This window comes from Morganella psychrotolerans (assembly GCF_001676055.1).
GTDB classification, from domain to species: Bacteria; Pseudomonadota; Gammaproteobacteria; order Enterobacterales; family Enterobacteriaceae; genus Morganella; species Morganella psychrotolerans_B.
This window is the reverse complement of the sequence record NZ_LZEX01000012.1, coordinates 295,772-312,244: the sequence shown is the minus strand read 5'-3', so window position 1 is coordinate 312,244 and position 16,473 is coordinate 295,772. Positions and strand designations below refer to the sequence as shown.

Sequence of the window (16,473 nt, the reverse complement as noted above, 5' to 3'; positions counted from 1 at the left end):
TTAATTCTTCCCCTTCTTAGGTTGAGGATCAGACTGCGGCTTCGCTTCAAAGACCAGCGCATTGCTCTTATTGTTCAGTGTCCGCAATACCGGTTGCAGTTCACGCAGAACCTGATCCAGGCGCTGCATATCATCAACCAGCTTATTGTAAGCCGGTGATCCCGGCTGAACACCCTGCATACTGCGGTTCAGTTCGCGCAATGTTGATTGCAGATCTTTCGGCAGCGCTTTGAACTCTTTGCTGCCCAGTAATCCATTCAGCTCAGACAAGGTTTTTTGTGCTTCCGCAATCGTTTTTTCACTGGCACGCAGCGTATCTGTTGCCTGTTTCATCATCGGCTCAATCGGCATACCGTTGATTTTATCCAGTGCAGCAAGGACTTTCTGTTGCAGCTGAACCAATCCGCCACTGGTGGTCGGCAGAACTTCATAATCAGAGATACTCAGCGGCGCTTTCCAGGCATCCTGCTCCGGATAGAAATCGAGATCAATATACAGTGCGCCCGTCAGCAGATTGCCGGATTTCAGAGAAGCACGCAGCCCTTGCTGAAGTGCGGTTTGCAGCTCTTTTTCCAGCTTGAAGCCCTTACCGACATCTTTCTCAAAACGTTCCGGTTCAATATGGATAAGCACCGGGATACGGAAGTCCTGATCAAATGTCTGTGCCAGCCCTTTCGCATAGAAAGGCACCTGTGCCACGGTTCCCAAACGAATACCGCGGAACTCCACCGGAGCGCCCGGCGATAAACCACGGACAGAGTCAGAGAAGAACAGCAGATAACTTTTATACTGGGTATACAGTGAGTTCTGTGTATTTTTCTGGTTATCAAACAGTTTAAACAGCGTTTTCGGGTTTACTTCTTCGCCCGGCTGCCAGCCATCCGGCACATCAAAGCTGACACCACCGCTGAACAGCGTTGATAAAGAGCCCATCTGCACACTTACGCCCTGTGAGGACATATCAAAGGAGATGCCGCTGTCTTTCCAGAAACGGACATTTGTGGTGATCAGTTTGTCATAAGGCGCATTGATAAACAGTTCATACTGCATATCGCGTTCTTCGAGATTAAATTCGGCTGTTTCCACAGAGCCGACACGGAATCCGCGAAACAGTACCGCATCACCCGGATTAAGCTGACCGGCCTGCTGGCTGGTCAATATCACGCGGATCCCTTTTGCATCGGGTGCGGCAAGCGGTGGAGAATCGAGCAGCTCAAATTCTTCGCTCACAGCCCCGGTTTTTGCCGGTTGCACCTGGATATACGCACCGGACAACAGAGTGCCCAGCCCGCTGACGCCTTCACGTCCGACAGTCGGCTTGACAACCCAGAACGCCGTATCTTTGCGCAGCACATCTTTCATTTCCGCATTCAGACGTGCTTTGATGATAACGCGGCTGTAGCTTTGATCCAGCATAACGCTTTCCACCACACCAACATCCACGCTGCGGCTTTTGATCTTGGTTTTCCCGGCTTCAACCCCTTCCGCATTATAGGTTATCAGCGTGATCTCCGGTCCCTGCCCGCGAAAATGGCTGATGAGGATCCAGGCACCGATCAGCACCGTGACGATGGGGATAATCCAGACCGGTGACCAGCTTTTCAGTTTACTGACTTTCGCGTCCGTCAGGCTGTCTGCATCTGAGTCTGTCAAATCATCATTTTTGTCGTTCAAGCTGAGGCTCCTCTGAAGACTTCGCCCGTTGTTTATCACGTCGATCCCACGTCAGGCGCGGGTCGAACATTTCGGCGGCGATCATCGTCAGGACAACCACCAGCGCAAATAAAATCACACCAATATCAGGATAAATACTCATCAGGCGTCCCATCCGGACTAATGCCGCCAGCACCGCGATCACGAAAACGTCGATCATGGACCAGCGCCCGACAAATTCCACCATTTCATAAATAAAGTGCATCCGGCCCGGATCACGCATCCCGTAACCTTTGGCATCGAGACATAACCAGCCTATCGCCAGCATTTTCAGGCTCGGCACCATAATACTGGCAATAAAAATAACCATCGCCACCGGATAAGAACCGTCTCCCCAGAGCAGGATAACCCCCGCCATAATGGTTGAGCCAAATCCGTTACCCAGTGTTTCAGTGATCATAATCGGCAGCAGATTCGCCGGGATATATAAAATCAGTGAGGTAAATAACAGTGCCAGGGTCAGTTGCAGACTGTTCGGCCGCCGTGCATGTCCTTTGCTGTGACAACGCGGACACTCCCGCATACCTGCCGGCAGAATAGCCTGACAGGTGCCGCACAACCGCACGCCCTGCGCCAGCCCGCCTTTTCCTGCAATCAACGGGACAGACAGAGCAGGACGCGGTGCTATCCGTTCCCAGATCCAGTGTTTATCAAGGCACTGAAACGCCCTCACCTGCATCACACAAAACAGGCAGTACGGCAGAAAACTCATGCCCAGCCCGATATCCCCGTAAGCCATCAGTTTCACAAAGCTGACAAGGACACCCGCCAGAAAAATTTCCGCCATACACCAGGTGCGCAGCCGGAAAAGCAGTTTGGTCATGGGTACAGCTAACCACCGGGGCAGGCGGATCCCGTTACACAGCAAGGTAATCGCTGCGAGGCAATACACAGGAACCGCCAGAACAAATGCCATAAAGAAGAGTGCCAGCTCAGCATAATTATCACCCAACATCACTGTCGGTATCTGATAAATCGTGATTTCACTCTCAATGCCCGCCACTTTCATCGAGACAAACGGGAACATGCCGGCCAGAACAAACATCACCAGGCCGCAGAGAGCATACATCAGCGGCTGACGACGTGGTTCACGCCAGCGGGCAGTCAGGTGTGTGTGGCAGCGCGGACATTCGGCTTTCATTCCCCGGGCAAGCTCAGGGACATCAACCACCAGGTCGCACTGCGGACACAGCACCATGTCAGAATCATGTGAATGATGAGCACACACTGTTACGTTATTTCTCCGGAGTCATCACAGGCGGGATCAGCTCCCGCTCTGCATTGATTCCAACGTCTGCCACCGATCAAACGCCACTTCCAGCGCATGCTCTTTTTCAGCTAACAACGTCAGAACTTTATCGGTTTCTTCGCGCGACTGATTAAAAAACTCAGGCGCTGCCACCTTGCTTTGTAACTGCTGAATTTCCTCGTCGAGGGATTCAAGCAGTGCAGGCAGCTGTTCCAGCTCCCGTTGTAATTTATAACTTAATTTCGCAGAAGTATTTGCTTTTTTAATGTTATCGGTACGTTTTTCTTCCGGCGCCGGCTGTGATTTTTTCTCTGCCGGAGCTTTCAGTGTCTGAACCTGGCTGCGCTGCTGCTGTGCGTCAAAATAGCCGCCGACAAAGCGTTCAATCGTGCCGTCGCCTTCAAAAATCCAGCATTCGGTAACACTGTTGTCCACAAACTGACGGTCATGGCTGACCAGCAGCACTGTGCCCTGATAACCGTCCACCAGCTCTTCAAGCAGCTCCAGCGTTTCGACATCAAGGTCGTTGGTCGGTTCATCGAGGATCAAAAGATTACTCGGTTTCAGGAATAACCGGGCAAGTAACAGACGGTTACGCTCACCGCCGGACAGCGCACGAACTGGTGTCATCGCACGTTTCGGGTGGAACAGGAATTCCTGTAAATACCCGAGCACATGGCGCGGCTTGCCGTTCACCATCACTTCCTGCTTGCCTTCCGCCAGGTTGTCCATCACGGTTTTATCCGGATCTAATGCGGCGCGGTGCTGGTCAAAATACGCGACTTCCAGTTTTGTTCCGCAATGCACACTGCCACTGTCCGGTTGCAGATCACCGAGCATCAGTTTCAGCAGAGTGGTTTTTCCGCAGCCGTTCGGTCCGACCAGCGCAATTTTATCACCGCGCAGCACCTGCGCACTGAAATCACTGACCAGTTTTTTACCATCAATACCGTAGCTGATATTTTCGATTTCAAACACTATTTTGCCGGAGCGCGTTGCTTCTTCCACCTGCATTTTCGCTTTGCCCATCACCTCACGGCGATCGGCACGTTCATTACGCAGTGCTTTCAGCGCACGGACACGCCCTTCGTTACGGGTGCGCCGGGCTTTGATGCCCTGGCGGATCCATACTTCTTCCTGCGCCAGTTTGCGGTCAAATTCTGCATTCTGCATCTCTTCCACGCGCAGGGCTTCTTCTTTTCCTACCAGGTATTCATCATAACTGCCCGGCCAGGACGCCAGTTTACCGCGATCCAGATCGATAATCCGCGTCGCCATATTGCGGATAAAAGAGCGGTCATGGGAAATAAAGACGATACTGCCGCCGAAGCTTTTCAGGAAACCTTCCAGCCACTGAATGGTTTCGATGTCCAGGTGGTTGGTCGGTTCATCGAGAAACAGTACACCCGGTCCGCAGACCAGTGCACGTCCCAGCGCAGCTTTACGCAGCCAGCCCCCGGAGAGCGCAGAAAGTGTCTCTTCTGCCGGTAATTCCAGATGGGCAATCACATCTGAAATACGGCTGTCCAGCAGCCATAAATTCTGAGTATCGAGAATTTCCTGTAAATCTGCCATTTTTGACAGATTTTTATCACTCGGATCCGTTTCCACCAGTTTTGAGATCTGATGATACGCTTTGATATGTTTAGCCTGCTCTGCCACCCCTTCGGCGACAAAATCAAACACAGTACCTTCCACATCACGCGGCGGATCCTGCTGTAAGCGGGAGACAATCAGATCCTGCTCATAGGTCACTGTACCATCATCCAGAGGCTGCTCTTTGGTCAGAACGCGCATCAGGGTGGATTTTCCCGCCCCGTTACGTCCGACCAGACAGACACGCTCATTTGCTTCGATGTGGATTTCGGTATTTTCCAGCAACGGAGCATCACTGAATGCGAGCCAGGCGCCCGCCATATTAATCAACGACATAGTTCTGTTATTCCTCGCCTGCGTGGCGGATTAGCCAGCAGTTATGAATCTGACGGTTACGTGCAAAATCCTGTGATTGTGTTTTGGCGGTGATTTCCTGTGCCACCAGCCCGGCTTCATCCATCCCCGCCTGATCTAATTTAAAACCACGTTTGTTATTGGAGAACATCAGTGTTCCGCCCCGGCGCAGCAGACGTTTCAGCTGTTTCATCAGCATGATGTGGTCGCGCTGGACGTCAAAGGTGTCTTCCATGCGTTTTGAGTTAGAAAATGTCGGCGGATCAATAAAGATCAAATCAAATTGTTCCGGGGTCTGCGCCAGCCAGCTCAGGCAGTCAGCCTGCACCAGACGGTGCTGTCTGCCGCTCAGTCCGTTACTTTGTAAATTACGTTCCGCCCACTCCAGATAGGTGCGTGACATATCCACGGATGTGGTGGTGCGTGCCCCGCCAAGCCCGGCATGAACGGTCGCAGAGCCGGTGTAGGCAAACAGATTAAGGAAATCTTTACCTTTACTCATCTGCCCCAACATTTTACGGGCAATACGATGGTCAAGGAACAAACCGGTGTCCAGGTAATCAGTCAGGTTAACCCATAACTGTGCGTTATACTCTTTTACCAGGAAACTGTTCTTTTTCTCATCCAGCTTTTCATATTGCTGTTTGCCTTTCTGACGCTGACGGGTTTTTAAAACAAGCTGATTCGCCGGCAGTTCCAGCACCGCAAGTGTTGCGCTGATCACATCAAACAGACGCTGACGCGCTTTGTTCGGGTCAATCGTTTTCGGCGGAGCATACTCCTGAACCACGACATAATCGGCATAGCGATCGACTGCAACATTATACTCCGGCAAATCTGCATCGTACAGACGATAACACTCAACACCTTCCTGCTTCGCCCATTTTGCCAGTTTTTTCTCATTCTTACGCAGACGGTTTGCGAAATCTGAACCAATATCCTGCGCACCCGCCGGTGGTGTTTCACTTAACTGATAGTTTTTCTGTACGCAGTCCAGCGGACCATTTTTCGCTTTAAATTCGCGCTCTGCGCGTAATTGCAGGCTGCTGAGCAGTTCCGGTGAACCACTGAACATAGATAAACGCCAGCCCGGGAAACGGGTACGGACAACCCGGCTGAACACACTGTGCAGCGCAATCAGTGCCGGTTCGCTTTCCAGACGCTCGCCGTATGGCGGGTTGGAAATAATCGTGCCTTTTGGTCCTTCCGGCAGCGGGTTTTCCAGTTTGGTGGCATCTTTCTGCTGAAATGTAATCAGTTTATCCACACCGGCACGGCGGGCATTGGCACGCGCCATATCCAGCACACGCTTGTCGGTATCCGACCCGAAAAACCGCGCCGTGGCACTGACAACACCTGCATTGGCCCGCTCACGGGCTTCTGCGCGGACGGATTCCCAGATAGCGCTGTCATGGCTGCTCCAGGCTTCAAAGCCCCAGTGAGTACGGTTCAGACCGGGCGCACAATCAGCCGCCATCATTGCCGCTTCAATCAACAGTGTGCCGGAGCCGCACATCGGATCCACCATCGGGGTGTCCTTCTGCCAGCCGGAACGCAGAACAATCGCTGCCGCCAGATTTTCTTTCAGCGGTGCCTGGCCTGCCAGTTCACGGTAACCACGGATATGCAGGGAATCGCCGCTGAGATCGATGGCCAGCGATGCTTTTTCTTTATTCAGATACACATTGATACGGATATCAGGCTGCTGTTTTGCCACATCAGGACGCGCATCAATTTTGCGGGTAAAGCTGTCGACGATAGCATCTTTCACTTTCAGCGCGCCGTACTGACTGTTACGGATTTCATCATTAGTGCCGTTAAAATGCACGGCAAAGGTTTTATCCACCGTAAAGACAGACGGCCAGTCTATTGATTGCACCGCGAGATAAAGATCTAAATCGCTGTAGACATCGAACTCATTCAGCGGTAATAAAATACGGGATGCCAGACGGCTCCACATCAGGCATTCGTACATGGTACGCGGTGAAGCACGAAAATGAACACCACCCTGCGCAATGCTTAGGTCTTGCGCACCCAGTGTTGCTAATTCAGTTTTTAAAAGCTCTTCCAGCCCACGGGCGGTGCTGGCAAAATACGTGTTCATCATGGTTTACCGTTGAAATAAAAATTTGGAGCGCATTATAGCGGATCCGGGCGTTAAATCATAAAATTGACGTTCACCTTTTTCCCGGCAACCCCGGATGCCACTGTGGTATTTACCGATAACAACGAAAAGAATGGATAACTATGACAAAAACAGCCATCACACTCTCCCGTTTATATACCTTCCCGGTAAAATCAATGAAAGGCGTGCGCCTGTCGCAGAGCTATGCCGGGGACACCGGGCTGAGTTTTGACCGCAATTTTATGATAACTGACGAAGACGGAAAATTTCTGACCGCCCGCCGTTATCCGCAAATGGTGCTGTTCACCCCGGCACTGCTGAACAATGGTATTTACCTGCGCAGCCCGGACGGCAGCAGCGCCACTATTTTATATGATGATTTTCTGCCGGAGAGTCTGGCATGCGAAGTCTGGGGAAATCATTTTACCTCACTCATTGCCCCGGAAAAAATTAACCAGTGGCTGTGTCAGTTCTTTGATATCCCGGTTCAGTTGCGCTGGCTCAGCCCGCACTCCACCCGGCGCGTGAAGCTCTCCCCGGACAGCCCGGTATCCTTTGCCGACGGCTATCCGTATCTGATTGTAAATGAAGCCTCTTTTCAGGCGCTGCAGAAGCGGTGCAGTGCCGCGATTAAAATTGAACAGTTCCGCGGTAATATTATTGTCACCGGCGCAGACGCCTTTGCCGAAGACAGCTGGAAAGTGATCCGGATTGGCGATGTGATATTTGACCTGAAAAAACCGTGCAGCCGCTGTATTTTCACAACAATCAGTACAGATAAAGGCGAAAAACACCCGCAGATGGAGCCGCTGCACACTTTACAGACCTTCAGAACCGCAGCGGATAAAAATGATGTGGATTTCGGCATGAATGCCATCGCCCGCAATACCGGTGTTATTCAGGTCGGCGATACGGTGACAGTTTTGGAAACCTGCCCGCCGCGTCAGTATCAGGAGCAGGAGATTGCGAGCGTTCAGCCCGTTACAGCGCAGCCGCAAGCCATGCTGACGATGACGTTTAACGATAAAGAGTATGCGGTGAATAATCAGCATGTCCTGCTGGAACAACTGGAAGCGCATCAGGTTTCCATTCCTTACTCCTGCCGTGCGGGTGTCTGCGGCAGTTGTAAAGTGACGCTGTTGTCCGGTGAGGTAACACCACTGAAAGCCGGAGCAATAAAAAGAAACGGCGATATTCTGGCATGCAGTTGTATTCCAAAAACCAATATTACAATTCGTCACGGCAAATAACAGATAAAAAAATACCCTCAGGCAGATTAATCCGCCCGGGGGTATTTTACTTGGCGTAACTTGTATATAAACACCGGATCATTTTAATACGATACGATCACCGGTGATCAGTAAATTATATCTATACCCAACGTCATTCAAGTTGCAGGAAGGCGGCAAGGGAAAATAGACGGGAAGCATAGATAAACTATGTGACCCGGCTATTTGAGCGCAGCCAACGAACCTGCAGTTTGAATGAATAAGGGTATAATTGTCTTTCCGGTATTATCACCGTCAAACCGCTTTACCCATTAACAGACTTCGTTGTATTGATTTGCGGGATAATAAACGATCGTTCATGATCTTTATCGGATCACAAAAGGACATGGTACGATCATTTAATTGCAGTTCAGGGTCGACCAGTAAACACAAACTGGCATTCTCACCCGCTTCCGCGACAATAAAACAACTCCGCTGCCGGGTGTTATCCAGCACGACTTCAACAATTTGTCCCTGCGCCGGTTTTGCCATCGCGCAGCATAATGAAAAATACCAGCTCTTCGGCATCTGTGGTTTTAAAAACCGGGACGCAATTAAAGCATTGAGTGTTAATTCTGCACACTGCTGCGCCGGGATATTTAATTTTTTAATCTGTTCGTCGAAGATGACAAATAAAGCGGCATCATCAACAGAAAACGGACTGTGACACCGGGCATACGGCGCCAGCAGGCGTGGTGCAAAATGGGAGCGGAATACCATTCCGTTGGCAAGATCGAGCATAATACGCTCATGCGTATCATCATAATACCACTGCCATTGATCGTCAGGTTTTATTTTCATCTGATCACATTCCCGGCTAATATCGGGTCAGCGATAAATAGCCACTTCATATTGAATAAAATAATTAAAATTTATTAATAACTTTAACGTGTGCTGCCGGATAATGATAATTTATGAGCAACATCTTAAAATATAAAAGAAACGGGGGCAAAAATAAACCCCCTCAGAAAGATAAATCTTAAAATCAGATACAATTTACAATATTTTTAATTAATTTGGGTCCGTGGTAGATAAATCCTGAATAAATCTGGATCAATGATGCACCTGCATCCATTTTTTCCCGCGCGGCAACCAGTGAATCAATTCCGCCGACACCGATAATCGGTAATTTACCGTTCAGCTCTTTTGATAACAGACGAATAATTTCAGTGCTTTTACTCTGAACCGGGCGGCCACTTAATCCGCCGGTTTCATTACAGTGATTTAATCCCTGCACTAAAGAGCGATCTAATGTGGTATTGGTGGCAATAACACCATCAATATTATGTCTGACCAGACTGTCAGCCACCTGAATTAATTCATCTGTTGTTAAGTCCGGGGCAATTTTTACGGCAACCGGAACATATTTCTGATGCAGCTGATGTAATTCCTGCTGTTTAATTTTAATCGCAGTCAGTAATTCATCCAGCATATCGCCGTATTGCAGACTGCGTAATCCCGGGGTATTCGGTGAGGAAATATTAACAGCGATATAACCGGCGTGAGCATATACTTTATCCATACAAATCAGATAGTCATCTTTGCCCTGCTCAACCGGTGTATCTTTATTCTTACCGATATTAATACCAAGAACACCCCCGAAACGTGCCTGTTTAATATTCTCAACCAGGTTATCCACCCCGAGATTATTAAAGCCCATCCGGTTAATAAGCCCTTCGGCTTCAACAATACGGAACAGACGCGGTTTATCATTTCCCGCCTGTGGTTTGGGTGTCACCGTACCGACTTCAACAAAACCAAAGCCCATTGCATCAAAAGCCTCAATACATTCACCGTCTTTATCAAGACCCGCGGCTAACCCCAGCGGATTTTTAAAAGAGAGCCCCATGCACTGTACCGGTTTGGTGGCAACATTTTGCTGAATAAGAAAACGTAAAGGAGAACGGGAAAGGCGTTTGAGTTGCTGAAAGGTAAATTCGTGGGCGCGTTCGGGATCAAGGCGGAACAGCGCCTTCCTGACTAACGGATAATACATCTTGAATACCTTTTGTTATGAGTCATCAGTACATAACCCGCGTACCGGGTGGTTTCTCTGTAACAAAATAGGTTGTGGGTTCTGCCTGAAACAGTGCCGCCTATTTCAGGCGGCTATATTAGGACAAATTTTCCCGCTCTGCACTGCTTTTTTACGCGGGAAATGATGCAGGCAGGCGGTAAGCTAAGACCGCCGGGGAGCATACATCAGTATGTGACCCGGCGGGTGGAGCGTAGCCAACACACCTGCAGTTTGAATGAATAAGGGTATATTACCAGCGCCCGGATGCCCCGCCTCCACCGCTGCGTCCGCCGCCACCGGAAGAGGAACGACTGCCGCTGCTGCGACTCCCGCCGCCATTGCTGAACCCTCCGCCACCGCGTCCGCCACGCCCGCCTCCGGAGCTTCCGCCGCCGGAACCGACAGTCACAAATCCGCAATAGTGCCCGATACCGACAAACAGCCCGAATCCGACGCCAACCAGCACGCCTGCCGCCAGACTTCCGTCAAAGAACAGCAATCCGAAAATAAAGGCAAACCCACCGAAAAAAAGACCGATGCAAACTGAAATATACAGCTTCTTAGGTTTGATAATTTTACTTAATATCCAGAAAAATGTGCCTACCACAAGTAAAAATAAGAAAAATGCCGCGATAAACATAGTGAATATCAGCACAATAACCAGCCAGAGCGGCAGGATTTTCAGGAAAATAAACTGACTCCAGCGCGGTAATTCGGTATAGAAAAAATCTTCCCCGAATTCCATGCCGTTACCGGCGGGGTTATTAAAGCCGCCAAAATACCAGGTAAGATAGATAATGATACCTATCGGGATAGCGGCTTTCAGTTTATAGTTTTTGATCATACTGAAAATGAAAAAACACCACAGATACGCACTTGCCGCCAGTACCGCACCCAATACAATGTCAATCCAGCCAACCGGTGCGGCCTGTTTGGCAATATAAAAAGCCGGGGTGGTCACCGCAGGCAGCGGCTCATTTTTGACCAGTGCAGTCAGGGCGTCGAGCGTGTTATTGATCCCGCCTGCGTAATTACCCTTTTTAAAATCCGGGATAAAATAAGTATTAAGGATCCGGTTAGCCGTGGCGTCACTTATCGCGCCCTCCAGTCCGTAACCGACTTCAATACGCATCGCACGATCGTCCGCGGCAACCAGTAATAAGATCCCGTCATCGATATTGATCCGCCCTAAGCGCCATTGGTTGAATACATTTTCGGCATAGCTTTCAATATCACGCGGGGCGGTGGTGTTAACTGTCAGAACCGCTATCTGCGCCCCGGTCTTCTCCCGCAATGCGCCGAGTTTATCCTCAATAGTACTGCGCTCACTCGCGGTCAGCAGCCCTGCGGTATCGGTTACCGCGCCCTGCATGCGGGGCAGTTCAGTGCTGTCCGCCACTGCCACAACGGAAAAGAGCAGAAAAAATACGCCCCACAACCAGTGACGGTACAGACTCATTCCATATCTCATAATGACATCCTTTCTTTATACCCTTATTCATTCAAACCGCAGGTTCGTTGGCTTCGCTCAGCCAGCCTGCATCTTGAATGACGTTAGGTATATATTGCAGATAATTCTCCGGAGTTTACCGTATCGGGCGGAAAAGGGTGCAATGAGACAGTAACAATTCTATTCAGAATGGATTATTACGTATAAAAAAGCACCTCCGGAGAGGTGCTTTGTCTGTATCCCGTTCAGAGAACGCGCTGATAACGGGCAAAAACGAAAAGTCGCTGTAAATACAATCCCTGTACGCTCAGGCGCGCCATCCATGGCGCGCATGCTTTTCGTTTCCCTGCCCGTTATCGCTTATCTGTCAGCAAGTGAAAATCAGTTCTCATCCAGCGCTTTGGTGATTTTCTCAAACAAGTCACCGGAGAGATTATCCAGCCCTTTAAGACGCAGCAGTGCATCGCGCATTTTGCTCTGACGGCTGTCATCATAACGTTTCAGGCGGATAAGCGGCTCAATCAGGCGTGATGCCACCTGCGGGTTGCGGGTGTTCAGATCACAGAGGATCTCTGCCAGGAACTGATATCCCTTCCCGGATTTGTCATGGAACGCTTTCGGATTGTTCATCACAAACGCACCCACCAGCGAACGTACGCGGTTCGGGTTTGCCATAGTAAATGAGCGGTGCTCCAGCAAGGCTTTCACATTATCAAGAACATCGGTATCCGGACGGGTGGCCTGTAAAATAAACCACTTATCCATCACCAGACCATCCTGATGCCACTTGTTATCATAATCCGCCAGCAGAGTGTCACGGCACGCCAGACCCGCTTTCACCGCCGCCGACAGGGCTGCCAGCGAATCGGTCATATTATCTGCCTGCGCATATTGCAGAGAGATGCGTTTATCCGCCTGCGCGCTGTCTTCATCCAGCGCGAGGTAACCCAGGCAGACATTGCGTAAATCACGTTTTGCAATATCAGCATGATCAATCTGGTACGCACCGGTCTTCATGCTGATATACACCGCATAGAGTTCATCCGCCAGTTCGCGGGCAAATGTCTGCGCAATAAAGGTCATTACCGCATTGACGGCGTCCGGATCAATCACCGCGAACCACTCCGCCACTTCCGTTTCTGACGGCAGCGTCATAATCTGTGCGGCAAGTGCCGGGTCAATGTGCTCATCAAGCAGCACAGCGCGGAATGCATCAATCACCTCATCCGGAAGCTGTAATACTTCACCATCCTGATAACGGCGGACATTTTCTTTTATATGCAGCGCCAGCAATGACTGCGCGGCATCCCAGCGGGAAAATTCATTGCGCGCATGCTGCATCAGAAATGCCAGCTGTGTGTCGGTGTACGGATAATCGACTTTAACCGGGGCTGAGAATTCACGGAACAGAGACGGTACCGGCTTTTCACTGACGTCATCAAATGTGAATGTCTGTTCTTCGCGGGTGATATTCAGCACAGAGTGAACCGCCTCTCCTTTATAACGCAGAGGAATAATATTGCCGTTGCTGTCATATAATTCCACGTCAAACGGAATATGCAGCGGCTGTTTATCCTGCTGATCCGGGGTCGGCGGGGTCATTTGTGTCACATGCAGCTGATACTGTTTTGTCGCGGCATCATAGCTGTCACGGATAGTCACCACCGGCGTACCGGACTGGCTGTACCAGCGGCGGAACAGAGTGAGATCCACATTGGAGGCATCTTCCATGGCCTGCACAAAATCATCACAGGTCGCAGCGCTGCCGTCATGACGATGTACATACAGTTGCATCCCCGCCTGGAATAACTCTTCACCCAGTAAGGTGTGGATCATGCGGATCACTTCTGAGCCCTTTTCATACACAGTCAGGGTATAGAAGTTATTCATTTCGATAACTTTATCCGGACGGATCGGGTGCGCCATCGGACCGGCGTCTTCCGCAAACTGTGCCGCGCGCATAACGCGGACATTGTTGATCCGGTTAACCGGGCGTGATCCGAGATCAGAACTGAATTCCTGGTCACGGAAAACGGTCAGACCCTCTTTCAGACTGAGCTGGAACCAGTCGCGGCAGGTGATACGGTTGCCTGTCCAGTTATGGAAATACTCATGGCCGATAACCGATTCAATGCCCAGATAATCTTTATCTGTTGCCGTTTCGTTCTTCGCCAGCACATATTTGGAGTTAAAGACATTCAGCCCTTTGTTCTCCATCGCACCCATATTGAAGAAATCAACTGCCACAATCATATAGATATCAAGGTCATATTCGAAACCGAAACGCTCCTCATCCCATTTCATGGCATTTTTCAGCGAGGTCATCGCCCAGCCTGCGCGATCAAGATTGCCCTTGTCGACAAACAGTTCAAGCGCCACATCGCGCCCGCTGCGGGTAATAAAGGTATCACGCAGTACATCAAAATCACCGGCAACCAGTGCAAACAGGTAGCTTGGTTTCGGGAACGGATCTTCCCATTTCACCCAGTGTTTATCACCGGCATCACCGGAATCGACACGGTTACCATTGGATAACAGGAACGGATAACGGGCTTTTTCTGCCGTGATCCGGGTGGTATAACGCGCCAGCACATCGGGGCGATCGAGATACCAGGTAATATGGCGGAAGCCTTCAGCTTCACATTGTGTACAGAGCGCATCACCGGAGACATACAGCCCCTCAAGTGCAGTGTTCTGCGCCGGGCTGATTTCATTGACAATCTGCAACGTGAACTGCTCAGGTACATTATCAATATGAAGTGAGCCGCCTTCTTCGCGGTACGCAGACCACGCCTGACCATCAATTGTCAGCTGTTTCAGTACCAGCCCTTCACCGGCAAGCACCAGTGTGGCCGCACTGTCATTCAGGCGTTTTACCCGGCTGGTGGCAGTTACCACCGTTGTTTGCGGGTCGAGTGCAAAATCAAGATCAATATGAGTAATAGTATAGTCAGGTGCCTGATAGTCCCGGCGATACTTCGCCTGCCGCTGTTGTGTCATTGGATTCTCTTCATTAGTTATATGCACTCTAAATAATTCGGGATGCCTGCAGGCGACAAGCAAAGACCGCCGGGGAGCATAGATAAACTATGTGACCCGGCGGGCTGAACGCAGTCAACAACCAGGCATCCTGAAGTATGACGAGTATAAATGATAACAATTACGCTGCCACTTAGACTGTCATAATTCAAGCTCTGCGATAAAAGAAATTTTATCAGTCTGTGATACATCCTGATTTTCAGGCTGTGCGATCCGGTAATTATTATGAATGAAATGTTAACAAATAATGTGATAACAGCGCTGATCATCACGCACCGGGAAAAGAACGTGTTACTATACCCGGATAATAGTAAGCTATAACCTGTTTAGGTTGATTGCTCCGTGAGGATGCTGAAAGCGCCATGAATTCAGAAGCAACCCCGATTATCACATCCCTGCTGGATACAGATGCATATAAATTGCACATGCAGCAGGCGGTGTTCCATCATTACCGCACAATCCCTGTTGTTGCGGAGTTCCGCTGCCGGAGCAGTAAACGCCTGGGTCAGTATGCAGACCAGTTGCGTGCTCAGGTATCAATGATGGCAGAGTTGTCAGTCAGTGATGACGAATATCATTACCTGTGCGGGCTGCCGTTTTTTTCAGCAGATTATCTCGCCTGGTTCCGGCAGTTCCGTTTTGATCCCTCGCAGGTCACTATCCGCAGCGACAGCAACGGCCAGCTGGCTATCCGCATCAGCGGACCCTGGGTTGATGTTATCTTGTGGGAAGTTCCGCTTCTCGCGCTGATAAGTGAACTGGTTCATCGTCATCAATCCCCGCAGGTCACAACAGAAGATGCTGTTATCCGCCTGCGCAAACTGGTTACCCGGTTTTTCCGGGACGCTGAGCAGGCAAATCTGGATCTCAGTCAGTTTAAACTGATGGATTTCGGTACACGCCGCCGCTTCTCTTATGATGTTCAGATGGCGATTGTCAGTGAACTGAAAGAAAATTTCCCGTACCTGGTCGGCACCAGTAACTATCTCCTGGCACAAAAGCTGGATCTGGAGCCGGTCGGCACCCAGGCCCATGAATGGTTCCAGGCCCATCAGCAGATAAGCCCGGAGCTGGCAAACAGTCAGCGCGCCGCCCTTCAGACCTGGCTTGATGAATATCCCTCACAGCTCGGCGTGGCATTAACCGACTGTATCACCATGGATGCATTCCTGCGTGATTTTGATGCGCCGTTTGCACGGGCTTACCAGGGATTGCGCCATGATTCCGGGGATCCGGTTGAGTGGGGTGAAAAAGCCATCGCCCATTATGAAAAACTCAATATCGACCCGATGAGCAAAACTCTGGTGTTTTCCGACAGCCTGGATTTTCACAAAGCGCTTGCACTCTATGCCCATTTCCATGACAGGATAAATCTGGTCTTTGGTATCGGTACACGCCTGACCTGTAATATTCCGGATGTTGAGCCGCTGAATATTGTAATCAAGCTGGTGGAATGTAACGGAAAACCGGTTGCCAAGCTGTCAGACAGCCCCGGCAAAACCATTTGCGAAGATGATGAATTCGTCGACCGCCTGCGCCGCGCTTTTGATATTCCGCACGTTCAGCGCGCCTGCTGATCCCCCCGTTTTTACCCTCAACGCCTGAAGACAGAAAAAGCCGCCTGTTTTTTCTGTTTTTCGGGCAGTTAACCCCGAATTTCTG

Annotated in this window: 10 protein-coding genes; 2 read left to right on the top strand and 8 right to left on the bottom strand. The window is 50.2% G+C overall.

Annotated elements, in window-relative coordinates:
* The 4 genes from pqiB to rlmKL are packed head-to-tail and all read right to left on the bottom strand — an operon-like array spanning position 1 to position 7,016.
* Positions 1-1,653, bottom strand: coding sequence for an intermembrane transport protein PqiB (gene pqiB / locus AYY17_RS09880; protein WP_067423551.1), 1,653 nt, complete (start codon positions 1,651-1,653; stop codon positions 1-3).
* A 4-nt stretch (positions 1,654-1,657) separates the two neighbouring features.
* Positions 1,658-2,941, bottom strand: a complete 1,284-nt coding sequence (gene pqiA / locus AYY17_RS09875) for a membrane integrity-associated transporter subunit PqiA (RefSeq protein ID WP_082981349.1) — start codon at positions 2,939-2,941, stop codon at positions 1,658-1,660.
* 36 nt (positions 2,942-2,977) lie between these two features.
* Positions 2,978-4,894, bottom strand: coding sequence for an ABC transporter ATP-binding protein (locus AYY17_RS09870; protein WP_067405077.1), 1,917 nt, complete (start codon positions 4,892-4,894; stop codon positions 2,978-2,980).
* Between the two features lie 7 nt (positions 4,895-4,901).
* On the bottom strand, positions 4,902-7,016 hold the full coding sequence (rlmKL, locus tag AYY17_RS09865; protein WP_067423347.1) for a bifunctional 23S rRNA (guanine(2069)-N(7))-methyltransferase RlmK/23S rRNA (guanine(2445)-N(2))-methyltransferase RlmL: 2,115 nt from the start codon (positions 7,014-7,016) through the stop codon (positions 4,902-4,904).
* 197 nt (positions 7,017-7,213) lie between these two features.
* On the opposite strand from rlmKL, the gene AYY17_RS09860 reads away from it, so the two are divergent.
* Positions 7,214-8,287: a YcbX family protein gene (locus tag AYY17_RS09860; RefSeq protein WP_067423549.1), complete on the top strand. Its 1,074-nt coding sequence runs from the start codon at positions 7,214-7,216 to the stop codon at positions 8,285-8,287.
* Between the two features lie 273 nt (positions 8,288-8,560).
* Here AYY17_RS09860 and AYY17_RS09855 read toward each other — a convergent pair whose 3' ends face one another.
* The 4 genes from AYY17_RS09855 to pepN all read right to left on the bottom strand — a co-directional run bounded on the left by AYY17_RS09855 (position 8,561) and on the right by pepN (position 14,772).
* Positions 8,561-9,106 carry a cell division protein ZapC gene (locus AYY17_RS09855; RefSeq protein WP_067423345.1) on the bottom strand — a complete coding sequence of 182 codons (546 nt, stop codon included), beginning with the start codon at positions 9,104-9,106 and terminating at the stop codon, positions 8,561-8,563.
* Between the two features lie 184 nt (positions 9,107-9,290).
* Positions 9,291-10,301: a quinone-dependent dihydroorotate dehydrogenase gene (gene pyrD / locus AYY17_RS09850; protein WP_067423343.1), complete on the bottom strand. Its 1,011-nt coding sequence runs from the start codon at positions 10,299-10,301 to the stop codon at positions 9,291-9,293.
* A 271-nt stretch (positions 10,302-10,572) separates the two neighbouring features.
* Positions 10,573-11,793: a TPM domain-containing protein gene (locus tag AYY17_RS09845; RefSeq protein ID WP_067423341.1), complete on the bottom strand. Its 1,221-nt coding sequence runs from the start codon at positions 11,791-11,793 to the stop codon at positions 10,573-10,575.
* 360 nt (positions 11,794-12,153) lie between these two features.
* Complete coding sequence (gene pepN, locus AYY17_RS09840; protein WP_067423339.1) at positions 12,154-14,772, bottom strand: aminopeptidase N; 2,619 nt, start codon at positions 14,770-14,772, stop codon at positions 12,154-12,156.
* A gap of 401 nt (positions 14,773-15,173) precedes the next feature.
* Here pepN and pncB point away from each other — a divergent pair, with 401 nt between their 5' ends.
* Entirely contained in the window at positions 15,174-16,388 is a 1,215-nt protein-coding gene (gene pncB / locus AYY17_RS09835; RefSeq protein ID WP_067405508.1) for a nicotinate phosphoribosyltransferase, read from the top strand.
* The last annotated feature ends 85 nt before the right edge of the window (positions 16,389-16,473 follow it).